Annotated in this window: 20 protein-coding genes; 10 read left to right on the forward strand and 10 right to left on the reverse strand. The window is 45.3% G+C overall.

What is annotated here, in order from left to right; genetic code table 11:
* Window positions 1-2: 2 nt before the first annotated feature.
* Window positions 3-323 carry an ATP-dependent Clp protease adapter ClpS gene (gene clpS, locus AC0L6N_RS09890; RefSeq protein ID WP_006990871.1) on the reverse strand — a complete coding sequence of 107 codons (321 nt, stop codon included), beginning with the start codon at window positions 321-323 and terminating at the stop codon, window positions 3-5.
* 201 nt (window positions 324-524) lie between these two features.
* Between clpS and cspD the strand changes: the two genes are divergently transcribed.
* A complete protein-coding gene (gene cspD / locus AC0L6N_RS09895; RefSeq protein ID WP_006990872.1) occupies window positions 525-743 on the forward strand; it encodes a cold shock domain-containing protein CspD in 219 nt (72 codons plus the stop codon).
* 61 nt (window positions 744-804) lie between these two features.
* Here the strand turns inward: cspD and AC0L6N_RS09900 are convergent, their stop codons facing one another.
* Window positions 805-3,036 carry an NADP-dependent isocitrate dehydrogenase gene (locus AC0L6N_RS09900; RefSeq protein ID WP_473480949.1) on the reverse strand — a complete coding sequence of 744 codons (2,232 nt, stop codon included), beginning with the start codon at window positions 3,034-3,036 and terminating at the stop codon, window positions 805-807.
* Window positions 3,037-3,262: 226 nt separating this feature from the next.
* Between AC0L6N_RS09900 and AC0L6N_RS09905 the strand changes: the two genes are divergently transcribed.
* The 6 genes from AC0L6N_RS09905 to AC0L6N_RS09930 all read left to right on the forward strand — a co-directional run bounded on the left by AC0L6N_RS09905 (window position 3,263) and on the right by AC0L6N_RS09930 (window position 9,721).
* The gene (locus tag AC0L6N_RS09905; protein WP_011575172.1) at window positions 3,263-3,841 is read left to right on the forward strand and encodes a pseudouridine synthase; all 579 of its coding nucleotides are present in this window, start codon (window positions 3,263-3,265) and stop codon (window positions 3,839-3,841) included.
* 109 nt (window positions 3,842-3,950) lie between these two features.
* Complete coding sequence (gene mnmA, locus AC0L6N_RS09910; RefSeq protein ID WP_473481308.1) at window positions 3,951-5,084, forward strand: tRNA 2-thiouridine(34) synthase MnmA; 1,134 nt, start codon at window positions 3,951-3,953, stop codon at window positions 5,082-5,084.
* Window positions 5,084-5,743: a high frequency lysogenization protein HflD gene (hflD, locus tag AC0L6N_RS09915; RefSeq protein ID WP_473480950.1), complete on the forward strand. Its 660-nt coding sequence runs from the start codon at window positions 5,084-5,086 to the stop codon at window positions 5,741-5,743. The genes mnmA and hflD overlap by 1 nt, the downstream gene beginning before the upstream one ends.
* Window positions 5,744-5,756: 13 nt before the next feature.
* Window positions 5,757-7,124 carry an adenylosuccinate lyase gene (purB, locus tag AC0L6N_RS09920; RefSeq protein ID WP_473480951.1) on the forward strand — a complete coding sequence of 456 codons (1,368 nt, stop codon included), beginning with the start codon at window positions 5,757-5,759 and terminating at the stop codon, window positions 7,122-7,124.
* A gap of 137 nt (window positions 7,125-7,261) precedes the next feature.
* The gene (locus tag AC0L6N_RS09925) at window positions 7,262-8,485 is read left to right on the forward strand and encodes an adenylate/guanylate cyclase domain-containing protein (protein ID WP_473480953.1); all 1,224 of its coding nucleotides are present in this window, start codon (window positions 7,262-7,264) and stop codon (window positions 8,483-8,485) included.
* Between the two features lie 66 nt (window positions 8,486-8,551).
* Complete coding sequence (locus tag AC0L6N_RS09930) at window positions 8,552-9,721, forward strand: cupin domain-containing protein (RefSeq protein ID WP_473480954.1); 1,170 nt, start codon at window positions 8,552-8,554, stop codon at window positions 9,719-9,721.
* Between the two features lie 158 nt (window positions 9,722-9,879).
* On the opposite strand, the gene AC0L6N_RS09935 is transcribed toward AC0L6N_RS09930, so the two are convergent.
* From AC0L6N_RS09935 to AC0L6N_RS09955, 5 genes are all read right to left on the reverse strand, one after another.
* Window positions 9,880-10,722, reverse strand: a complete 843-nt coding sequence (locus tag AC0L6N_RS09935) for a DUF6279 family lipoprotein (RefSeq protein ID WP_473480955.1) — start codon at window positions 10,720-10,722, stop codon at window positions 9,880-9,882.
* Between the two features lie 105 nt (window positions 10,723-10,827).
* Window positions 10,828-11,646: a LytR/AlgR family response regulator transcription factor gene (locus tag AC0L6N_RS09940; protein ID WP_473480956.1), complete on the reverse strand. Its 819-nt coding sequence runs from the start codon at window positions 11,644-11,646 to the stop codon at window positions 10,828-10,830.
* Window positions 11,636-12,718 (reverse strand): sensor histidine kinase, encoded by a 1,083-nt coding sequence (locus AC0L6N_RS09945; RefSeq protein WP_473480958.1) that lies wholly within the window; start codon window positions 12,716-12,718, stop codon window positions 11,636-11,638. The genes AC0L6N_RS09940 and AC0L6N_RS09945 overlap by 11 nt, the downstream gene beginning before the upstream one ends.
* Before the next feature lie 136 nt (window positions 12,719-12,854).
* A complete protein-coding gene (locus tag AC0L6N_RS09950) occupies window positions 12,855-13,316 on the reverse strand; it encodes an Mpo1 family 2-hydroxy fatty acid dioxygenase (protein WP_473480960.1) in 462 nt (153 codons plus the stop codon).
* Between the two features lie 92 nt (window positions 13,317-13,408).
* Complete coding sequence (locus tag AC0L6N_RS09955) at window positions 13,409-14,035, reverse strand: PilZ domain-containing protein (RefSeq protein WP_473481309.1); 627 nt, start codon at window positions 14,033-14,035, stop codon at window positions 13,409-13,411.
* Window positions 14,036-14,251: 216 nt separating this feature from the next.
* Here AC0L6N_RS09955 and AC0L6N_RS09960 point away from each other — a divergent pair, with 216 nt between their 5' ends.
* The 3 genes from AC0L6N_RS09960 (at window position 14,252) to ahr (ending at window position 18,646) form a co-directional block, all read left to right on the forward strand.
* Entirely contained in the window at window positions 14,252-16,102 is a 1,851-nt protein-coding gene (locus AC0L6N_RS09960; protein WP_473480962.1) for a M61 family metallopeptidase, read from the forward strand.
* A gap of 268 nt (window positions 16,103-16,370) precedes the next feature.
* Complete coding sequence (gene add / locus AC0L6N_RS09965) at window positions 16,371-17,411, forward strand: adenosine deaminase (RefSeq protein WP_473480964.1); 1,041 nt, start codon at window positions 16,371-16,373, stop codon at window positions 17,409-17,411.
* Between the two features lie 233 nt (window positions 17,412-17,644).
* Window positions 17,645-18,646 (forward strand): NADPH-dependent aldehyde reductase Ahr, encoded by a 1,002-nt coding sequence (gene ahr / locus AC0L6N_RS09970; protein WP_473480966.1) that lies wholly within the window; start codon window positions 17,645-17,647, stop codon window positions 18,644-18,646.
* 73 nt (window positions 18,647-18,719) lie between these two features.
* Here ahr and AC0L6N_RS09975 read toward each other — a convergent pair whose 3' ends face one another.
* Genes AC0L6N_RS09975 through AC0L6N_RS09985 form a run of 3 tightly spaced genes read right to left on the reverse strand, consistent with a single transcriptional unit; the run spans window position 18,720 to window position 24,888 of the window.
* Window positions 18,720-21,857, reverse strand: a complete 3,138-nt coding sequence (locus AC0L6N_RS09975) for an efflux RND transporter permease subunit (RefSeq protein WP_473480967.1) — start codon at window positions 21,855-21,857, stop codon at window positions 18,720-18,722.
* Window positions 21,854-23,431, reverse strand: a complete 1,578-nt coding sequence (locus tag AC0L6N_RS09980) for an efflux RND transporter periplasmic adaptor subunit (RefSeq protein ID WP_473480968.1) — start codon at window positions 23,429-23,431, stop codon at window positions 21,854-21,856. Before AC0L6N_RS09980 ends, AC0L6N_RS09975 begins: the two co-directional genes overlap by 4 nt.
* Complete coding sequence (locus tag AC0L6N_RS09985; RefSeq protein ID WP_473480970.1) at window positions 23,428-24,888, reverse strand: TolC family protein; 1,461 nt, start codon at window positions 24,886-24,888, stop codon at window positions 23,428-23,430. Before AC0L6N_RS09985 ends, AC0L6N_RS09980 begins: the two co-directional genes overlap by 4 nt.
* Window positions 24,889-24,937 lie beyond the last annotated feature (49 nt).

A 24,937-nucleotide genomic window follows, 5' to 3' on the forward strand; every position in this document is an offset into this window, starting at 1 on the left:
CGCTAAACCTGTTCCATAGTGCACATCAACGGGTGTTGATGCTTCTTGGCATACTGGGTGACTTGCATTACTTTTGTTTCGGCAATCTCGGCGGTGTAAACCCCGCATACTGCTCGACCTCGATAGTGCACGGTCAACATAATTTGATGGGCTTTTTCTGAGTCCAAGTTGAAAAACCTAACCAATACTTCGATCACGAAATCCATCGGTGTGTAATCATCGTTATTCAGCAAAACTTTATACATGGGTGGTGGCGCTAACTTTTGCTTAACCGTGTCTAGCTGCTTTTCACGCTCTATGTTTATTGTGTTGTCTTTGCTCATAATAAGAAGAATAGTGCCCTTAGTGCAAATTTTGCAGTTTTATTAACATTCGTTTATTTATCAATTTACCCTTGACAAAAACAGGTTAAAAAATCTACATTTTCTAGTGCGACATCTGTTATTTTAACATTTTCGCCTTTCCCATGGTTCATTGTGGGGATAAATATGCGTCAGTTCAAGGGATTAAAAGGAAGCAGAAGTATGGCTGTTGGCAAAGTAAAATGGTTTAACAACGCAAAAGGGTTTGGTTTTATCGTTCCAGAAGATGGTGGTGATGATATTTTTGCTCATTACTCAACTATCCAAATGGAAGGTTACCGCTCGTTGAAAGCCGGGCAAGAAGTTAAGTATGATGTGCAGCAAGGCCCTAAGGGTCTACACGCTGAAAACATCGACTTTAACGGTGAGCCCGAACAATAAAAGATTGGTCATAAAAAAAGCAGACCTGAAGGTCTGCTTTTTTATGCTTAATTAAAAATTTTTATTTATAATCTTTTAGAATGGTGTTCAATGTTGCACTTGGGCACATTGCTTGGGTCAGCAATGCATCATCTGGGTAGTAATACCCACCAATGTTTTCTGGCGAACCTTGAGTTGCATCAATCTCAGCAACAATTTTAGCTTCGTTGCTGCTAAGCGCTTTGAAAAATGGCGCAAATTTAGCCGCTAATGACGCATCTTCAGCTTGCGTCGACAACGCTTCAGCCCAATACATCGCAAGATAGAAATGACTGCCTCGGTTATCAAGTTGCCCTGCTTTACGCTGAGGTGATTTACCTTCGTTTAGCAATTTCTCGGTCGCGGCATCTAATGCTTTAGCCAATACTTTCGCTTTCGCATTGTCATTTTTGATTGCCAAATCTTCAATTGATACAGCAATTGCTAAAAACTCACCGAGTGAATCCCAACGTAGGTGACCTTCTTCAACAAACTGCTGAACGTGCTTAGGAGCACTACCGCCAGCGCCTGTTTCAAACAAACCACCACCGGCCATCAAAGGTACGATAGACAACATTTTTGCACTGGTGCCCAATTCAAGAATAGGGAACAAATCTGTTAGGTAGTCGCGTAAAACGTTACCTGTTACAGAAATCGTGTCTAATCCGCGAAGGGCGCGTTCCATTGAATAACGAATAGCACGCACAGGCGCCATTATCTCAATGTGCAAGCCTTCTGTATCGTGATCTTTCAAGTAGGTATTCACTTTTTCGATTAGCTGAGCATCATGAGCACGCTCATCATCTAACCAAAAAATTGCCGGGTCGCCAGATTGGCGCGCGCGGTTAACTGCTAATTTAACCCAATCTTGGACAGGCGCGTCTTTCGCCTGACACATACGCCAAATATCGCCCTCTTCTACGTCATGCTCAATCAACACATTCTCGTCTTGATCAATGACACGTACTTTACCAGCACCTGTCATTTCAAATGTTTTGTCGTGAGAGCCGTATTCTTCCGCTTTTTGCGCCATCAAACCAACGTTTGAGACAGACCCCATAGTGGTGGGATCAAATGCACCGTGGGTTTTACAGAAGTTGATCATCTCTTGATAGATAGTCGCGTAAGTGCTTTCTGGGATAACCGCTTTAGTATCATGCAGTTTTCCATCAGGACCCCACATTTGCCCAGAAGAACGGATCATTGCTGGCATTGAAGCATCAACGATTACGTCACTTGGTACGTGAAGGTTAGAAATACCTTTATCTGAGTTAACCATCGCAATAGGAGGACGGTCAGCGTAGCAGGCATTAATATCTTTTTGAATTTCAGCGCGCTGAGACTCGGGTAAAGTGGCTATCTTGTCATAAACACTGCCCAAACCATTGTTAGCATCTACACCTAATTCTTCAAATAACGCAGCGTGCTTTTCAAATAATTTCTTGTAGAACACTTTAACACAATGACCGAATACAATCGGGTGAGACACCTTCATCATGGTCGCTTTAACATGCAATGAGAAAAGAATACCGGTTTGCTTTGCATCTTCAATTTGTTCTTCGAAGAAATCACAAAGGGCTTTCTTGCTCATAAACATGCCATCAATCACTTCGCCAGCAAGCAAATCAACTCGTGGCTTCAATACGTTTACTTGACCGTTATTGTCAGTGAATTCGATGCGCACATGACCGGCGTTTTTCACCGTTACAGACTTTTCACCTGAGTAAAAATCACCGCCGCGCATGTGGGCAACATGAGTTTGTGACGCTTGGCTCCACGCTCCCATTGAATGTGGATTTTTGCGTGCATAGCTTTTTACTGCTTTAGGCGCACGGCGGTCAGAGTTACCTTCACGAAGCACTGGGTTTACGGCACTGCCTAATACTTTAGAGTAACGCGCTTCGATGTCTTTTTCTTCATCAGTCGCTGGGTCTTCGGGGTAAGCCGGTACATTGAACCCTTTATCGTTCAATTCTTTTATAGCAGCTTTAAGTTGTGGCTTAGAAGCACTGATATTAGGTAACTTAATGATATTCGTTGCTGCGTCTTGTGTGAGCTCGCCCAACTCTGCTAGGGCATCAGGTACTTTCTGCTCGTCACTCAAATAATCAGCAAAATTGGCCAAAATACGTGCTGCTAATGATATATCGCTAAGTTCGATTTCAATGTCAGCAGATGAAGCGAACGACTCAACTATTGGTAGCAATGAGTATGTTGCCAGCGCGGGAGCTTCATCAGTTTTCGTATAGATAATCTTTGACTTCTGAGTTGTCATTATATACCTCAAATGTTGCGGTAGAGAGCTACCGGATTAGTGTAGACTGATATAAAGCACATTGGCTGCTGCTAAATAGCGGTCATTTAGTAAATTTATCAGGAATTAACACATCCGATCCTGACATCAGGTAAAGTGAGATTGAAAATTTCGCCCGAAGATAATAAACAATTCGTGCCAGAGTGCAAAATAACTCAGCTGTTTTATTCATAATAAGTTACAAGAAATGAACATTGATCAATATAAAAAGCCAAAAACACCCGCCAGCCGTACAAAAATTGTACTTTTTAATAAACCCTTTAATGTCTTAACCCAATTTACCGATGCCACTGGCAGACAGACCCTGAAGGATTTTATCCCTATTCCTGATATTTATGCATCCGGACGTTTAGATAAAGACAGCGAAGGTCTACTTGTTCTCACTAATGACGGTAAACTACAAAGCAAACTTACCGACCCTAAAAAGAAAACGTCAAAAACCTATTGGGTTCAAGTGGAAGGGATCCCACAAGAACGACAGTTACAAGCGTTGCGTGACGGAGTAGAACTAAAAGATGGGTTAACTCGCCCTGCTAAGGTTGAATCAATGCCCGAACCCGCCTTATGGCCTCGCACACCGCCAGTGCGTTTTCGGCAGTCCATTCCTACCAGTTGGCTATCTATCACCATTAGCGAAGGTAAAAACCGCCAAGTTAGACGCATGACTGCCCATATCGGCTTCCCTACCCTTAGACTAGTTCGCTATCGAATCGGAAATTGGACGTTAGACGGCATCGATACCGGTCAATATGTGGAACTCGATTAGCATCACCCGTACAGCATAATTTCACATATTATGCTTACAATGCAGATGATCTATGCGCGGTTATTTGCTAGAATTCGCCACCATTTTTACTGAGACTTTACTATTTATCATGCCTTATATTCATTCTCTTAGTGCTACCGAGTTAGCCAGTAATAGCCAGAAAAAGGTTATTGTTGGTATGTCAGGTGGTGTCGATTCTTCTGTTTCAGCCTACATCTTGCTGCAGCAAGGCTATCAAGTTGAAGGTCTTTTCATGAAGAATTGGGAAGAAGACGACAATGATGAATATTGCGCAGCGGCTGACGATCTAAAAGACGCTCAAGCAGTTGCAGATAAGCTCGGCATAGTATTGCATCAAATTAACTTTGCGGCAGAGTACTGGGACAACGTGTTTGAATATTTCCTTGAGGAATACAAATCAGGGCGCACGCCGAACCCAGATATCATGTGCAACAAAGAAATTAAGTTTAAAGCGTTTCTTGAATTCGCCGCAGAAGAACTTGAAGCCGATTACATCGCGACTGGACATTATGTGCGCCGCCGTGAAGTGGATGGCCATTGGCAAATGCTTCGCGGTATGGATGACAACAAAGACCAAAGCTACTTTTTGTATACCTTAGGCGAACAGCATGTTGGTCAGACGTTATTCCCAATTGGTGATATAGAAAAACCACAAGTACGCGAAATTGCTCAAGAACAAGGGCTTATCACCCACGATAAAAAAGACAGCACCGGCATTTGCTTTATTGGTGAGCGTAAATTCACTGATTTTCTATCCCAGTACCTCCCTGCGCAGCCCGGCGTTATCGAAACGCCAGAAGGCCAAGAAATTGGCCAGCATCAGGGGCTGATGTATCACACCTTGGGTCAACGCAAAGGGCTAATGATAGGTGGCATGAAAGAGTTCGGTGACGATCCATGGTACGTGGTTGACAAAGACATGGCGCGTAACGTTTTGATTGTTGGACAAGGTGCAGACCACCCTCGCCTTTACTCTAACGGTTTAATTGCCAATCAATTGCACTGGGTCGACCGAACGGGACCTACCTCGCCAATGAAATGCAGTGTTAAGACACGTTATCGCCAGGAAGACATTGCTTGCACACTAAGACCAGAATCTGACGGCAACGTGCGGGTTATGTTCGATGAGCCACAAAAAGCAGTGACTCCTGGGCAATCGGCCGTGTTTTACTTAAATGAAGTCTGCTTAGGTGGCGGGATAATAGAGAGCTATATTCGTTAATGCAAAACTCGAACAAGAAGAATTTAAACACCAGCGAAATAGAAAGAAGTCTGGCATTAGCAGGTGTATGCCAAGCGGCAGCATTAGTTAAACAGGTGTCTAAGCATGGAACGTGCGACGAGCAGGCATTCAAAGCGAGCATTGAAAGCATCATCATCATCGAACCGGATAATACCGAACAGGTGTATGGCCAAATCGGCAATTTAAAAATCGGATTTGACATGCTGCGTGCGCAACTTGGGAATAGCGCGACCCCAAAAGACACAGAAATTACTCGCTATATCGCTAATTTGCTGAGTATTGAGCGCAAGTTAGCCCGCTCAGCTAAGCGGATGAATGAATTGGGCGACAGAATTAATCATATAAAACGCCAACAACTTCACTTAGATTTGTTTGAAGGGCAAATGATGTCTAATTTGGCCAGTATATACAGTGATGTTGTTAGCCCTGTTACCGCGAAAATTCAAGTATCTGGCGACCCAGAGCTGCTCAAGCAAAGTGATAATCAACATAAGGTGCGAGCTCTGTTATTAGCAGGTCTGCGCTCCGCTGTATTGTGGCGACAGCTCGGCGGTAAACGCCGACAAGTATTATTCAACCGGCAGCGCATTTTAGAGTGCGCTGAACAAGCATTAGCGCAAATTAACCAATCACGTTAGGAGCACACATTTCATGCAGTTATCCGCATTAACCGCCGTATCCCCCATTGACGGGCGTTACGCTGAAAAAACAGCAGAGTTACGCAGTATATTCAGTGAGTTCGGTTTACTAAAGTATCGGGTACAAGTTGAAGTTCGCTGGTTACAAAAATTAGCGTCAACTGCATCTATCGAGCAAGTACCCGCGTTTAGCGCTGAGGCAAATACATTACTCGATAACATAGTGGCCACGTTTGATGAAAGCCACGCAGGGCGTATCAAAGAAATTGAGCGCACCACGAACCATGATGTTAAAGCGGTTGAATACTTTCTAAAAGAACAAGTAGCGGATAACGCAGAGCTGAATGCAGTAAATGAATTCATTCATTTTGCGTGTACCTCAGAAGACATCAACAATATGTCACACGCACTGATGCTTAAAGAAGCGCGCGATAGCATTATCTTGCCCTACAGTGACAAATTAATTAGCGAGCTTAAACGCCTTGCCAAGGAATATCAGAATATTCCGATGATGGCACGTACCCACGGTCAACCCGCTTCACCTACTACTATGGGCAAAGAAATGGCCAACGTGGCGTATCGTCTAGAGCGCCAGCGTAACCAAATTGCCAACGTCGCGGTGCTAGGTAAAGTGAACGGCGCCGTTGGTAACTATAACGCGCATTTATCCGCGTACCCTAATCTTGATTGGGCGCAGTTTGCAGAAGAGTTTGTGGCTAGCTTAGGCGTGACATTGAACCCTTTCACCACGCAAATTGAACCCCATGATTATATCGCTGAGTTATTCGATGCCATCGCACGTTTCAACACCATACTGATTGATTTTAACCGTGATGTTTGGGGCTATATTGCATTAGGTCACTTTAAGCAAAGAACCATCGCGGGGGAAATTGGCTCTTCCACTATGCCCCATAAAGTGAATCCTATCGATTTTGAAAACTCAGAAGGTAATTTGGGCTTAGCCAACGCTTTGTTTGTTCACTTAGCCACTAAACTTCCTGTATCTCGCTGGCAGCGCGATCTAACTGACTCAACGGTGCTAAGAAACTTAGGTGTTGGTGTGGGTTATGCCATCATTGCCTACCAAGCCACCCTGAAAGGGATCAGCAAGCTACAAGTGAATGAGCAGAGTTTACTGGATGAATTAGACAACAACTGGGAATTACTCGCAGAGCCGATTCAAACCGTTATGCGTCGTTATGGCATTGAAAAGCCATATGAAAAACTTAAAGAATTAACCCGTGGCAAGAAAGTAAATCAGCAAATCATGGCTGAGTTTATCGATGGACTCGAATTGCCAGACGAAGCGAAAACGCAGCTCAAAGCACTGACGCCTTCCAATTACATCGGCCAAGCTGTTGAGCTTGTAAACCAGATTTAAGATGTAGATTATCAGAGGGGAATTCATTCCCCTCTTGTGTGCCCCACACTGCACTGCTATTCGCTCCCTGAACGCCCAAATTTACACCCCATCTTTTTAGCCTATACTCAATCCCTCACGGTCAAATGGAAGACCTTATGGTCACTCGATTATTGCATGCATGGATTTGGTGTGGCATTCCTCAAAATACAACGGCTGACATTAATCCGACGCGGATAAGCAATATCATCAGCCTAATGGTGATATTTATACTTTTGTTACAAGTACCCATTATTATTTATTATTGGCACTTCGGTGGCGGATATAAAGTAACCCTAGTCGTGAGTCACGGCGCGCTTTTTTGTCTCGTTCCTCTTCTGAATCGTATGGGTCTGCAACGCGAAGCAAAATTCATCTTGGTTGGTGTCTTTATCAGCTACATCACCTGGTCATGTGTGGTCTGGCAAGCTAATGTGAACGTACATTACTACTTACTGTTGGGCGTGTTCATTTGCCCTTTTATCTTTAACACCCAAACTATCGCCATGTGGGTATGTATTGAGTCTCATGTCATTGTTTTTCTATTGATTGATGGATTTTATATTTGGCAAGTTAACCCACAATATTTATCTGAATATCATCAGGTCGTCAGTTTCTCCAGCGCCGTTTTTCTCGCTTTATCCTGCACCTTAGCCAGTATGCATATTGGACGAAACATGACGCGAACCCAGCGCAAGCTTTCCATGGCCAATCAACGTTCAGAGGCACTACTGCTTAATATCTTGCCCCGCCCCATCGCTCAACGTTTAAAAAACGTACAAGGTAAAATCGCTGATCAGTATGATCAAGCTTCAATATGCTTTCTCGATCTCGAGAATTTCAGCTTGCTGGTAAAATCACTTAAGGCCCACGAGTTGGTCGACTTACTCGACGACGTTTTTAGTCAATTCGATCGATTAAGTGAACATCATGGATTGGAAAAAATAAAAACCATTGGCGATGGCTATATGGCAGCAGCTGGCGTACCTGAAAGCAATAACGCCCATGCGGTACAATGTTGTGCTTATGCCTTGGCGGTAAAAGAAGCCTTTAGCGCGCTACAAGGTAAATATCACTTAACCACTGGGCTACGCATTGGTATCGGCTCAGGGGAAGTTGTAGCAGGCGTTATTGGTCGCAGCAAATTCTGTTACGATTTGTGGGGGGAAGCTGTTACCCTAGCGGCCAGAATGGAAAGCCACGGTCGAACCAACCAGATTCAAGTGACCCAGTCTACCTACGAAATGGCAAAGCATAAGTATTGTTTCGAGCCACGAGGTAAAGTCAAGATCAAAGGATTAGGGCAAATTAAAACCTATTGGCTGCTAGGGGAAATCGAATAACCCCTTCTTCATTCATCCTATTTTCAGCGCACTGCAATTTTATAAGGCACAAGGGTTTTCCACACGATGTACGTATTTGACAAGTTTGATCCAGCACTATTTTTAGACTCTCACTGGCAAAAACGCCCAGCCGTGTTCAAAGGGGCGTTCTCGCAATTTGTAGATCCTCTTGATGAAAACGAGCTCGCGGGCTTAGCCCAAGACCCAAGAATAGATTCGCGAGTAGTGTCATCTGAAAATGCCAACTGGCACGTTCAACACGGGCCAATCACTGACTTCGAACATGCCTGCCAAGGTAGCTGGAGCCTGTTAGTGCAAAGTGTTGATCAACATGTTGATGAAGCTGACACCCTTATTCGCATGTTTAATTTTATCCCCTATTGGCGCTTAGATGACCTGATGGTGAGCTTTTCAAATGCCGGCGCCGGCGTAGGCCCTCATTTGGACCAATACGATGTATTTATTATTCAAGGTAAGGGCAGCAGACGCTGGCAAGTGGGTGAACGAGGCGAATATTCAACTTACCACCCTCATCCAGATCTCAGTCAAATACAGGGATTTACCCCCGTCATAGATGAGGTACTGCATTCGGGAGATATGCTATATATCCCTGCAGGTTGCCCGCATAATGGTGTCGCATTAGAAGATTGCATGAATTATTCAGTAGGCTTTCGCGCCCCAACACAACAAGATTTACTCTCATCACTAGCGGATTACAGTATTGATTTAGGCTTATTTAAAAAACGCTACCAAGACAAAGGATTAACCCCAAGATCTGATCCCAGTGAATTAGCCGAAGAGGAAATCCGCAGTTTTCGAAACATGCTGCATGACGCCATCGACTCCCCTGACTTCACGCGTTGGCTGACGTCTCACTTCAGTGATACCCAACTAAATCAAGGTTACGATGAGCAACACAATCCTGATTATTCCTTGCAAGAGATACTCGTATTATTCCAACAACAAACAGTGTTTGAGCGCCAACCTGGTATACGCCCTATTTACTTAGCGCAATCGGGGCAGAACACATCATTGGAGTTTTTTATTGAAGGCCAAGCATTTTTTGCTCCACCAGAGCACGCCGAAGCAGTGCGAGCACTTCTTCAATCGCCTTCGTGGCAATATGATTTGAAGACGGATAAAGGCACCGCGCTCACGATCAATCACTTTTGGGTACAGCTTATAAGCGAATTGGTTAATGCTGGCGCCTGGTTACCTCAAGAAGAAATGTTCTAGCGATCAATCAATATTGTATTGCTGAACAGCAAAATCAGTACGAGCTATTGTAAGTGCGCGCTATAGTATTACTCGCAGCATTTCTGTGCATGCAACGTTTGTGCGCTCGGCTACTATTGAGCGCTCGGCATAGGCAACTCTGCGCACGGCAACGGCTATCAATCTTCTTGCAAGTCGCTTATGTCCTCAATTAAATCTTCGATTTCATTGAGGGCTTTTTTCTTTTGTTTTGGGCTTAGCGATTGGCCTAACGCTTCAAGCATAGAAGCGTATACTTGATTATTATGGGCTGAAATAGCCGTCAGTTCGTCACTTTGATAGCGCTCAGGGTGGGACAAAAGCGCTAAAAAGCGCGACGTAAAGTCTTCTTCATGACGCGAGTTGAGTAACATATCGTAGGCCGCCTGCTGGATATGTTGGCGATAATCCATCCATAAATCAAAGCTACTCTTAAAGTCATCAGCGTAATTCACCACTATCTCTTTTTGTGCTTTGCTTAGCTTTCCTATGAACTCTTTAACGTTATCCTGAGTATCTTCAATGTTCTTTTCTAATCGTTCGTCAAATGTGCGATCTGCGCGTTTTTCAATGCGCTCTTCATTTTGCTTCTGTATTTGGGCAAACAAATCTTTGACTTGTTCATCGGTTAATTTTGGGGCTAAATTAACAAGTTCAGGACTAACATGATCTCTAAAGCGTACCCAATGCTGTTTGCCTTCTTCAAAATGATTCAACCACTGGGCCTTGCTAACATGCCCCGCAGAAACCTGTTGATAAACCGTTTGTAGGTGGGCTTTATACTCACTCAGTTCGTCTTGACGATGCCAGTGCATCCATTGTTCAACGTGGTTATCTAAAAGTGATTTCTGACTTTTATCCAGCTCCACGTAGTCGTCTATGTACCAATACATTAGCCAATCTATATTGTTATAAGCGAACTTTGAGCTACACCCTGTAAGTAGCATACCAAGGGTAAAAACGACTAAAATTAATTTATTCATGTCTGTCTCAATCACGCAGGTGAACTAATACCCGAATATAACCATTTAGTCACTCGAAGTCGTGACAATTTCGCCTACTCACTCTACTCTGATTGTTACTAAATATTAGCTATTAATCATATTCTTAACGTTATCTCTGTGGCTTCGGCTGACCTTTAACTCGGTACCATTGGATAATATTAAGTGGTATTCGCCACTGATATGACTGACGAGTTTTTGCACATATTTGATATTCACTATCGCTGAGCGATGCACTCTTACGAATATGCGCGGATCCAACTCTTCTTCTAACTCTTTCATGGTCCGGCGCATAATATGTGTTTGCTCTAGCGCATGTACACACATGTAATCGCCAGCGGCATCTATCCATTGAATTTCAGCGACGGCGACACGCGTTACTTCTGTGCCATCTTTAATCGCTAACACATCACCGTATTGCGTGGTATTGAGCGCTTCACCACTGGCTAATCGGCGTAAAATATCCTCGCAATCATCCCCAGTAAAATCAGCCACTACTTTGGCCAGCGTTTGCTTATGATCTGACTCACTGTGCAACATCACGTGACTGATGACTTTATCTACCGCTGCACGCAAACGTTTCTCATCAACGGGTTTGAGCACATAATCTAGCGCATGCGCATCAAATGCCTTTATTGCATATGTGTCATAAGCGGTCACAAAGATAATCATGGGTACAGGCTGGTTAAGCTCACGCAACTTGTTGATCACTTGAAAGCCGTTTAAGCCTGGCATTTGAATATCGAGGAAAATGAGGTCTGGGCGTAACTGCGGAATGAGGGTCACCGCCTCAAGTCCGTTTTTACACTGGGCAACAAGATTAATTTCTTCGAACTGACCCAAGCGCATCGCTAAGCCTTTGCGCGCTAGAGGCTCGTCGTCGATAACAATAGTGTTAATTTTCATGCACTGCTTCTTGTGTCTCAAATGGGATACGAATAAACACTTTTATACCAGAAGGCTGGCTATTAGAAATACTAAATGAGAAATCATTTTTGTATAACGAGTCCAAACGCTCTTGAATATTTTGCAGACCCACGCCATTTTCGCGATACATTTGGCCTTCTTCAATGTCCGCCCCTGGCCCATTATCGGTCACTTCTAGCATCAGATCTCGGCCAAATACTTTAGCTGAAATCGCAATACAGCCACCCTCTTCTAATTTTGAAATAGCATATTTGATGGAGTTTTCGATTAATGGCTGCAAAATCAAGCTAGGCACTAATGCTTCATTTGCACTGGGTTGAATATCCCAGATAACAGTCAAACGGTCTTCAAAGCGCACTTTTTCGATGGCTAAATAAAGGGTTAATGCCTCAATTTCTTGGCGCAATGGCACTTTTTTTATAGGGTCTTTATCTAGGGAATAGCGCAAGAAGTCGCTGAGGCGAGTTACCATAGACTCAGCGGTTTTGTTGTCTTTCATTAAAATCAGTGTCGAAATGGCGTTTAAGGTATTAAACAAAAAATGCGGATTAAGCTGGTAACGTAACATCTTGATGTGTGCTTGATGCGCCATGGTGGATGCTCTGAGGCTATTTTGTTTTTCTTTGAGCAACATTTGGTAGTTTTTAATACCAAAATAGAGCCCAGTCCAGCAGCCAATCATGATTAAGGAATTCACCGTATTGGTAAAATACATGTACCATTCTTCAGGACGATATCCCTTTTTATATATTTCCCAATAGTTGATGTTTTTCACTAATGCCCACATTAGCGCAATCGTATACACGCTAACTAACACCACCATCAACATTTTTAACGGGCTGAGCTTCATAGCTCGGGCGTAAATGTAACGCAAAGGAATGGTCAATAACCAACCCGCATAGGCATTTAAGATAATCACGAACAGCCAAATACTGCGCATATCGTGCAGGAATGAACCTATATAATAAATTACCGCGAAACCACACCACCCAAGCGTGTGTAGCGTCCAAAACATTCGTTCACGGGTGTCAAATAACGCCTGCCACTTCATTTAAGAAACACCATTAAAATCCAATTAAATCACGATTATACGGGAAAGAAGAAGCAAGTGCTGACGGTTGGGCGTGCGCCCTTCCCCGTTTATCGCATCTTGAGAGCTATTATGGCTCAAAACGGGGATGAGGTGTTTAGTACGCGATATTCATGCGTTTAAGCCAATGTACCCACCACCAAGCAGGCCCTACGAGTAAAAACTGCACATCCTTGAAAAAGGACGGGCTTTTACCTTCGATTTTGTGACCCACAAACTGCAGGATCCACATCACCACAAAGATAGCCAAACAGACAATCCATACTTCGTATATTGAGCTTTCAATCAGCATAATTCCGTATAAAGACACGACGCTCAATAGGGTCATAGCGGCCCCAATAGGGCCTGATAATCGAAAGTAGTACACCAACATTGGAATGACTGCAATGTGCGCCCACGTCACATCGAAGTGCATCAACAGTTCAGGGCGAGGAATAGACCACAGTAGCCCCAACGTAACAAAGTAAATTGCCGGCACGGCAATCGCGTGAATTAAGATATTGAACTTATTGGTATGGCTGTGACCATACTCATTCAACAGGATTTCTATACGGCGCATGTACACTCTCGCTCTATTTTTAACAATAATTTAACAGTTGGCTTGAGGATACCGAAAACCTAATGTCCCGTCTATCCGCCTTTTTGCCAAGGCTATTCGGTATTGATTAATAGTTGGCTCAGCAGCTTGGCCACGTCATTTTCATCATCGCAAAATTGGATCCCGAAATAATGCCGAGTATCATCCTCTTTCTTATTTCGCACATGACCGGACAAACTGATGTCATCCCCCTCTGAATTTGGTATCAGTAACTCAAGCTCCTGATCCACAGTTGGCTTTACCCCTTTTGCGTCGCGCCCAATACTGATCATACAACCCTGATTCGAAATATCGCGCACCAAACAAGGTACAATGTGGCTGCGCTCTTGGCTATCAATTAACAACGCAGCGATGCGCGTTTGGGCTCGCTGTTCAGCGCGTAAACCGTGACTTTGAATACTTTCCGGGAATGAGGTAAATACCAACTTAGATGGCCGGGTGATCACTATGATTATTTTGACTTTGAATGCGACTATCTCTCCCGTTTCATCTTCTAAAATGCAGCGCACAATCATAGTATTATTCATGTAAATTGCGCCACCAAGACCTGCCCACTTGTTCTCATCAGGGAATCGGAAGATCAGATTTCGGCTCCCATCTATGCCCACGAATTCCGTTTTTACTCGTCTTTTTAATGTTGGCGAGTGAATTTGCAAGTCTACAATCATGCCCGGTCGCATCGATCGCAGCTTAAATAAATCATCACTTGATAGCCCGCTATTGTGTGGCAAAGGTCAAATATCCTGTAGTATCAAAAACAAAGTAAACTGTACTTTGTCCATTTAACGTAAAATTTACTTTAATATAAAGTGTTTTCGTAAAGATTCATCCTCAAATTGAATTTATTCAATGCGAATCGACTTCAGTCATCTCCATGTTTTTTAAGGTTTTAGTTCATGCTTCAACATTCTGCTGATATCCACTACACCCTCAACGTTTCTTCTCTTGCCGGGCATATGCTAGACGTCTCATTACAGATTAATATGCCCTCAAGTGATGGTCATGAACTGACGTTACCCGCTTGGATACCCGGCAGTTACATGATCAGGGATTTCGCGAAAAATATCGTTGAAATATCCGCTCAAGACGCCCAAGGTCAGGCATTATCGATACATAAACTAGATAAACAAACTTGGAAACTGCCAGCAAACTCTGGCCCAATAACGGTAAATTACAGTGTTTACGCGTTTGATTTATCGGTACGCAGTGCTTACGTATTTGACGATTTTGCCTTTTTTAACGGCACAAGTACTTTCCTAGCGATCAAAGAGCACCGCGAAGCACCTGTGCTAGTAACCCTAATCAAGCCTGAACAAGCCCAATGTCAACATTGGCGCGTGGCAACTACCTTGCCCCTTGCTAAAGCCACCAAGCACCACGATTTCGGGGACTACTGCGCTGACAATTACAACGACTTGATAGACCATCCCATTTTAATGGGAAATTACGATATCGTGCCTTTTGACGTTGCTACCCCAGTAGCCAGCACCTCTTCGCAACAAAGCACTGAACATACCTGTCACTTTGAGTTAATTCTGGCCGGCGGACATCGCAGCGATACCCAGCGCATGGCAGCAGACTTGCGTAAACTCTGCGCCCATCATTTCGCCTTATTCGGCGATACGCCGCCCGTTGAGCGCTATCTGTTTATCACCATGCTAACAGGCAAAGATTTTGGCGGCCTTGAGCATATGTCTTCTACAGCATTGCTTTACAGCAGAGATGATTTGCCCAGTACCGTCCAAGCAGATCACATGCCTGATGGTTATCGTACTTTTTTGAGTTTATGCAGCCACGAATTTCTGCATACTTGGCATGTAAAACGTACCAAACCCGCTGCGCTGCAGGCCAGCAACCTTAGTCATGAAGCGTACACTCCCCAACTATGGATTTACGAAGGCTTCACCAGCTACTACGACGATTTAAGCCTTACCCGCAGTCATGTGACGAACAATGAAAGCTATTTAGAAGTATTAGGCCAAACGCTTACGCGTTTAGAGCGTAATGCGGGTCGCTTTAAACAAACCGTTACAGCCTCAAGCTTTGACGCCTGGACCAAGTTCTATCAACAAGATGCTAGCGCCATCAACAACATTGTCAGTTATTATGTCAAAGGGGCTGTTATCGCGCTGTGTCTTGATTTGCACATACGCGCGGCAAGTCAACACACCAAAAGCTTAGACGATGTCATGCGTTACTTATGGCAGCACCATGGCAAAATGAATATAGGCACGCCGGATGACATTATTCAACATATCGTACTCAACGAGATGGGTTTACCACTCGCTGCGTTCCTGCAAGATGCATTGCACACAATCAAAGAGCTCCCGGTCAGCGACCTATTGCATGACTTTGGGGTGACATTGCACAAGCGCCCACGTATTGATGCCAGCGATGCGGGTGGAAAGCCAGCTCCTCGGGTCCAAAAAACTCAGTTTGGCGCAGCCTTTAAAGCTGCAGATACCGGGGTATTAGTGACCCAAGTTAGCGAAAATACGCCAGCCTATAACGCTGGACTACAAGTGGGCGATCAGCTGATCAGTTTTGATGACTGGCAAGTGTCCGCTGCAAACTTACTGACAATTTATAATCAATATGCTGCCAAAAGTAACGTGACGGTAACGGCTCTGCGTCACCAACGGCTTAAACAACTTGACCTCACCGTAGAAAGTGCCACGCGAGACACGATTTACTTGACCATATCGGATGTGCAAAAGTTGAAAAACTGGCTGCCTGTAAGCAAATAAAACGCTTCGCTCATGGTGATGCTCCCCCTAAAGAGAACAGCAAAATCACCAAGAAGGGTAGTTAATCCTGGCCCTTGCACCATTTTTGTACATTTGACTGCTTTGCCGGCAAAATTGGTGCAGGTATCACTGCTTTATCCCAGCCGTACTTTATAATTCTCTTTTAAATGAAGGTCATAGCCAAATATATCTCGGGCATGAACTTTGCTGTATACGTTAGCGCATTGTAAATTTGCTATTTATTCAAATAATAAAAAGGACACGTCCATTGCAAACACAACCACTCGATATACAGCAATTCATTTCGGATATGCCAAAAGCAGAGCTGCACGTACACCTTGAGGGCACTCTGGAGCCTGAACTAAGTTTTGCCTTAGCTGTAAAAAACCGTATTCCGTTGGAGTTTGACACCCCAGAGCAACTCATCGCCGCGTATGATTTTCACGACCTGCCTTCATTTTTAAAAATTTACTACGCGGGCATGAATGTACTGATAAAAGAAGAAGATTTTTATCAGCTTACCTGGGACTACTTGACCAAAGCAGCCAGCGAAAATATCGTCTACGCAGAGCTATTTTTTGATCCCCAAGCGCATACATGCCGTGGGGTAAGTTTTGAAACCATTATTACCGGCATTCATAAAGCGCAGTTAGATGCAGAGCAAAAGCTTGGCATTAGAAGTCAACTGATTATGTGCTTTTTGCGCGAGCTTAGCGCTGAGTCAGCAATGGAGCACCTTAAACTTGCTATGCCCTATCTACCATGGTTAGTGGGCGTGGGGCTAGATTCTAATGAGCGCGATAACCCACCCGCTAAGTTTGTCGAAGTGTTCGAATATGCCAAAGCGTTGGATCTAAAGTTAACGATGCATTGCGACGTCAATCAGCACAACACTCTGGTGCACATTAAGCAGTGCTTGGACGACATTCAGGTTGACCGTATCGACCACGGCGTAAATGCCCTACAAGATCCCGCTTTGCTAGAAAAGATTAAGCACAAGCAACTGGGCTTAACCGTATGTCCTATTTCCAACCGATTCGTGGTGCAATCATTAACCTCTAATGAGGTTCGCCAAATGCTTGAACATGAATTACTGGTTACCATCAATTCTGATGATCCTGCATATTTTCGCGCTTACCTAAATGAAAACTTTATCGAGCTACAAAAAGAAGGGCAATTTAGCGCACAAGAGATGGTTACTTTAGTGGAAAATGCCTTCAAAGTTTCATGGTTAAAAGACACTGAAATCAGTCAATATCTTTATCAGGTAAGCCAGTATGTAAAACAAGCTGAATACCAAGCGGCTTAAGCGCTTTCTCGCTAATTTAACGCCAATTTAGCGCTTATTTAGCGCTGTTAACCATAGAGCTTATTGTGGGTGAGGCTAATGGTCATTAGCCTTATTTTCAAGAAGCTAAACGGATGTATAACTGATAACCGCGAACGTTTATCAATGGTTGTGATACACATTTTGATTGTTATCCCCGCGCTGTGAAGCGCACTATAAGGGGATAACTTCAAATGAACCGTTAAGGACCAACCATGATAAAGGCCTATGCTGCACACGAGCCAAAAGGCGAACTAACCCCCTACGAATACGACCCGGGCGAACTAAAACCGAACGAAGTCGAACTTGACGTTATGTATTGCGGCGTGTGCCATAGTGATTTGAGCGTCATTGATAACGAATGGGGGATCAGTAAATACCCAGCAGTAGGCGGTCATGAAGTAGTGGGGAGAATTCGCCAAATCGGCGATGCGGTAAAAGGCTTGAGAGTCGGCCAAGTTGCGGGCTTAGGCTGGCATGCTGGCTATTGCACTCATTGTCACCAATGCGACACTGGGGATCACAATTTATGCGCCAAAGCACGACCGACGATCGTTGGTCATCACGGCGGATTTGCCGACAAAGTTCGTGCCCAAGAAACCGCTGTGGTGGTTATTCCTGATGGAATCGATCTCGCATCAGCTGGCCCTCTATTTTGTGGCGGCATTACGGTTTTTAACCCCTTAAGCGAGTTCAATATCAAACCCACGGATAAGGTGGCGGTTATCGGAATCGGCGGTTTGGGGCACCTTGCCTTGCAGTTTTTAAACGCGTGGGGCTGTGAAGTCACCGCATTTACCTCAAGTGAATCCAAGCAAAAAGAAGCGCTGTCATTAGGCGCTCACCGCGTTATCAATTCCCGAGACAAAACCGACATCAAACAAGCCGCAGGGGAATTCGACCTTATTATTTCAACCGTGGCAGTTACATTGGATTGGGAAGCATATATAAGCACCCTAGCGCCTCGAGGACGACTGCATTTTGTTGGCGCCATTACCGAGCCGTTAAACATCAGCGTGTTCTCGTTAATGTCACAACAGCGCAGCGTGTCAAGCTCACCTGTTGGCAGCCCCGCAACCATCGCAAAAATGCTTGAATTCGCTAAGCTACATGACATTAAGCCTGTTATCGAAACCTACTCTTTCGATGAGATAAATCAGGCACTCGAGCACCTGCGTACAGGGGATGTGAAATACCGCATTGTTTTGAAGCGCTAAGCGTTTGATGCTATAGCATCGCGCCCTTAGGCTATCTGCCCAAGGGCGCAACGTGAATCCCTTCGATACTAAATCAGCCCCGAGGTGGTGACGTTTCAAGGTCCTGTTTGCGCCACAAGAAATACACGACCGGCACCACCAGTAAACTCAATATCAAAGCACTTGCCATGCCACCCACCATTGGGGCAGCAATTCTACTCATCACCTCAGAGCCGGTGCCACTCGCATACATCACAGGGAGCAAACCTATCACTATCGTTGCCACTGTCATCATGACAGGGCGCACTCTTAATCCCGCTCCGTGGATAACACTCTCTCGTAGATCCGTTAAGGTTATGTGCTTGGCGTCGCGAGCCGCATTTATTTGCAATTGTGCATATGCCTGATTCAGATACACCAACATGATGACGCCTATTTCAACCGCCACCCCCGCCAGCGCGATAAAACCGACGCCAACCGCCACAGACAGATTGTACTGCGCTAAATACAGTAGCCACACCCCCCCTATCATCGCCAGTGGTAACGTACCTAAGATGATGGCAACCTCGGCAAAGCGCTTGAAATTCAGATATAACAACAAAATGATGATCGCCAACGTCAGCGGTACGACATACGTGAGCTTGTCTTTTGCACGCTCAATGTATTCGTATTGACCGGCCCACGTGACGCTGTAGCCAGCAGGTAAGTCTAGCTTCTGTGCAAGTAATGCCTGACCATTTTCCACGTAGTGGCTGACATCGATATCTTGGATATCGATAAATATCCAGCCATTAAGACGAGCATTCTCACTTTTGATTGCCCCTGGACCATCGTCGAGATAAACCCGAGCCACCTCACCCAAGGTTATATGCTGCCCATCTGCTGTCACAATGGGTAGCAAACTAATTTGCTCTGGTGAATCTCGATAGGCCTCTGGGTAGCGAACATTGATAGGATAACGCGCTAAGCCTTCTACCGACTCACCCACATTAACGCCGCCTATCGCCATTGATACATCTTGTTGAATAGCGCGAATGCTCAAGCCATATCGGGCTGCGGCTTCTCTATCTATATCAAGCTTGATATAACGCCCTCCCACTGCCCGCTCGGCGTATACAGATGCTGAGCCTTGCATAGGCGTTAATAACCGCTCGATGTCTCGCCCTATTCGTTGAATGACGTCTAGGTCCTCACCGGCAACTTTGATGCCCACAGGGGTCTTAATACCGGTCGCTAGCATATCTATGCGAGTTTTAATCGGCATCACCCAAGCGTTAGTGATCCCAGGAAGCTGCAATGCGTCATCCAGAGCGTGGCGAATATCCTCCTTCGTCATGCCGTCGCGCCATTCGCTTTCAGGTTTGAACTGAATGAACGTTTCAATCATGGTCAACGGCGCAGGGTCAGTGGCGGTGTCTGCGCGGCCTATTTTACCAAACACGTTTTTTACCTCTGGCACGGTGCGTATAAGTTTGTCAGTTTGTTGTAATATTTCTCGCGCTTTGCCGATAGAAATACCGGTATACGTGCTGGGCATATACATCAAATCCCCTTCATCCAGAGGCGGCATAAATTCAGAGCCAATGTGTTTAAGTGGATAAAAACCAACCACAGTAATCACACCCGCTGCCACTAACGTTGTTTTTGGATAGCCCAAAACGGTTTTTAGTGCGGGCATATACAAGGCGACCAAGCCGCGATTAATCGGGTTTCTGTGCTCATTTATGACTTTTCCTCGTATGACATACCCCATCAGCACAGGCACCACACTGATGGCTAAGCCGGCCGAGGCTGCCATCGCGTAGGTTTTGGTAAATGCCAACGGTGCAAACATTCGCCCTTCTTGTGCTTCAAGCATGAAAACCGGTAAAAAGCTGACGGTGATAATTAACAGGCTAAAAAACAATGCGGGCCCGACCTCAGAAGCAGACTTGGCCACAATATCCCACCGATTGGCGTCTGTCAGTGGTGTGTCTTGCATATGTTTATGCATGTTCTCAATCATCACTATCGCCCCATCGGTCATCGCCCCTATAGCGATAGCGATTCCTCCAAGAGACATAATGTTGGCGTTAATGCCCTGCCAATACATGATCGCAAACGCCACGAGTATCCCCAGGGGTAAACTGACAATGGCCACTAAAGATGAGCGAACATGAAACAAAAACAACGCGCACACTAGCCCCACGATCAACAGCTCTTCTAGCAGCTTGGACCATAAATGCGTGACAGCGCTGTTGATCAACTCTGAGCGGTCGTATACCGGTACCACCTCTACACCATCAGGTAAGCCTTGCTTAAGCACCTCAAGTTTTGCTTTAAAGGCTTCAATGGTCTTTTGCGCATTTTCGCCAAAACGCATAACGGCGATACCGCCAACGACTTCCCCTTCACCGTTTAGCTCGGCAATGCCCCGGCGCATCTGAGGGCCTAGTGCAATACTCGCCACATCGCGCAACAACACAGGTACTCCCTGCTTGTTAACACCAAGTGGAATGCGAGCAAGATCGTCACGTTGTTGCACATAACCATTAATTGAAACCAAATACTCAGCTTCGGCCATCTCAACCACTGACGCCCCCACTTCCTGATTGCCTTGCTGTATCGCGGTTTGTACTAAGCTTAACGGAATATTGTAAGCACGCAGTTTATTCGGGTCGACCACCACCTGATACTGCTTAATCATGCCGCCAATAGCAGCGACCTCGGAAATACCCGGTACGGTTTGCAATTCGAATTTTAAAAACCAATCCTGTAATGCCCGCAGCTCGCTTAAATCATGTTGCCCGCTTTCGTCCTTGAGGGCATATATATACACCCAGCCCACGCCTGTAGCATCAGGGCCCAATTGCGGTTTGGCTTGCGACGGCAAATTGGGGCTCACCTGAGACAAATATTCCAGCACCCGCGTTCGGGCCCAATATGGGTCGGTATCGTCATTAAAAATGACGTATACGTAAGAGTCGCCAAAAAATGAAAAACCACGAACGGTTGTTGCTCCAGGCACAGACAACATGGCCGTGGTGAGCGGATACGTTACTTGGTCTTCCACTACTTGTGGAGTTTGACCGGGATAGCTGGTTTTAATAATAACCTGCACGTCAGATAAATCAGGGATCGCATCCACAGGCGTATGCTTGAGACTAAAAAGCCCCATACCAACCATCATCCCTGTTAACAGCAGCACTAATAGCCGATTGTTCACGGACCAACGAATGACATGCACAATCATGGTGTTTCCTCATCGGCGAATGAGAGCTTAGTGATCACAAAGTCACCGTCACGTATTTCGAAGGTAAATTGAATCGACTTGGTTTCTTGCAGCCTATTAATTTGGGCGTATTCAAGCTCACGACCCAGCACAAAGTTCATCGTCGCAGGCCCGCGATTCCATTTTTCAATCCCGGCGCGACTGATATTTACCTGCCTAGTAGACACATCAACGCTATTAATGACACCGCGAACACTTGCTCGTTGAATATTTGGCTTGTTCGCACCAAAGTGGGTATCCATATCAGGCATGTCTTGCGTATCAGCCATGCCTTGCATGTTTGGCGCACCATGGTGCTCATAACGCTTAAAATCTGACGAAATACTGCTCTGTGAATCCAATAAAAACTGCGCCGAAACTACCACCTCGTCTCCCGCTTGAATGCCACTTAGTATTTCGATGAAGTCCCTGTTCATGCGCCCAAGCTTAACCTCTATAGATTTAAAATAACCATCTCCTAAAGCGAGTACCACGCGATCCTGAACACCCGTTCGAATAACGGCGCTGCGCGGCACAAGTACCACGGGCAGGCTTGAGTTTGCCTTGATCGTAATATTTGCGAACATATTTGGCTTTAGCAGGCGATCGGGATTTTCGAAACGAAGACGCACACGTAAAGCCCGGGTTGTTTCATCTAACGACGGATAAATATAATCCAATTTTCCTTGCCACCGTCGCCCTGGTAAGTACCCCACGCTCATCGTCACCCCAAGCCCTTCTTCGAGCAAGTCAACTTGTTGCTCGAAGACTTCAGCTTCTACCCAGACCTCATCCAAACTGGCAATCGACATCAAGGTTGTACCCGGCTCTACATAAAACCCGTGGCGTATTTTAAGGTGTTCCAGCACCCCAGATTGAGGCGCGTAAAACGTCACGCTTTGCATTACTTCATTGCTACTATCAAGTTGGACTAATGCTTCTTGTGGCATGTGTAATGACTGCAACCGTAAACGCGCTGCTTTTATCAAAGCGTGGCTCTTACCTTTTTTCGCTAGTAAATACTCCTCCTGAGCACTGACCAACTGGGGTGAATAGATGCCGTATACTTTTTGCCCTTTGGTAACAGCTTCACCTGCGGTGCTGACATACAAGGCATCAACCCAACCCTCAACTCTTGGGTGCATATGCACAATTTTGTCTTCGTTATAGCCCACGTATCCCACTGTTTGAATAGTGTTTTCAAGGGGGGCATTGCGCGCAAAGTCTGTACGTACACCTAAATTGTTCATCACATTGGGTGACACTTTTACCCGTCCTGCCTGCTCACTTTGCGAAGTGCCACTGCCATCATCGCCAGCACCATAAAACGGAATAAGATCCATGCCCATGGGGGATTTACCCGGTTCATCACGGCGGAAATTTGCATCCATTGGCGCCACCCAATACAAAGGCGTTTTTTTAAGTTGCGTTTGGGCGGCGTCACTTGAGTGACTCATACCCGTATTCGATGCTTGCTCGTTTAACTGTGAGTAAATAACAAGGGCAATAACTGCACCGACAACAAACGAAATGGTGACACTGAAAAAGGGTTTCATGGGCGATTTTCCTGATAATGCGAAGACAGCAGTGACTGCCCAGGTAGAAAGTAGTTAATTTTAGCGCGCACTTTTTGCTGCTTTACCACTAAGGCAAGACGTTCAAACTCCGCCTCGTTAGCTGTGATCAATACCTCTGATGCCAGTGCTAAACTCCCGTAGTCGTGGCTTAAATTCGCCACGCTAACCTCTTTTTGCTCAGCAATATTCGGCAGAATAACCCCCTCGTAATGCGCTACACGCTTTTGGTATTGGCGGTATTGCACAGCTAAGTCATTTAATTGCCCCACCATTTCACGCATAACCAAGCGATACTCTGTTCGCATCGCTTCTTTTTGATGATGTGCTGCAGCCAAAGCATTATCTTGTTTAGCACGAGAAAAAAGCGGCATGTCCATGCTCACACTTACTGACCAAAAATCGGCGCGACGTTGATTGAAGGCGTCGTCTTGCCGATAGGCGTAACCTAGATTTACCCCCCACAGCGGAGCATATTGTGCTGCTGCTAACTTAACGTCCCCTTCGCTAGCGCTAATAGATTGCTGTGCTGCTTTAGCACGGGGGTGTTGCGATACAAGTGCCTGTAATGTGTTCAGCGTCGCTTGTGCGCTAATGGGCTCTTGTTCAACAAAGCGAGGTACAGCAGCAAATAATGGCAAGTGCTGACCAGCATCTTCATTTAAATGACAGGCTTGTAGCTGCGACGACGGCCGCACTTCGTCATGGGCAATAGTGGGTTTGTCATCATATCCATCTTCCCGAGCTAACCATTGGCACAACTTGGCTTGTGTTGAACGTTTGCTGCTATTGATTTCAACAATTCTGTCGTCCACTTTGGCCAAGGTGAGTTGCGCCATCAGCACGTCATTTTGGGTGGCTCTGTTACGGCGACTGGCAAACGTGGTCGCGTAATTCGCTTTACTAATATCAATCAGTTGCTGCAATGTCTCTCGCAACTGCAGAGCCAATGCAATCTCTTGATTTGCTTGGTATAAGTCTAACCACATCAGCGTCACGGTTAATGCGACTTGCTTCAAACGATCGTCACGCAGAAAAGGTTGAACAGCAGCAAGTTGTTGGTAACGCTGGCGGCTAATACGGCGACTTTGACCACGGGTGAACGATTGCTTCACCCCCACCTTAAACTGGGTCATGGGCTCTTGATCTAGCGCAAAGCCGTCGCTAGGTACGTTCAATAAACCAAATGACAGTTCAGGATTAGGTAAAGAATCACTGGCCAGCCCTTGAGCACGCAACGCGTATTCTTTTTGTTGGCTACCGTCTAACCATGGGTCTTGCTGCTGAGCTTGTAAAATGGCTTGGGATAAAGACATTCCCCAACTCATTGATGATGCAAATACTAGGGATAACAGCAAGCAAGCTGTAAGCAGCACTTTGTTTTTGACTTGACCCAATATTTTGATACGTAGAGGGTGCACTAAAATAGTCAACGTCATGATGTGTCTCGACAAACATTTTTAAGCGATGCGATCTGAGCGCTTTATT

This window comes from Paraglaciecola sp. G1-13 (genome assembly GCF_055809255.1).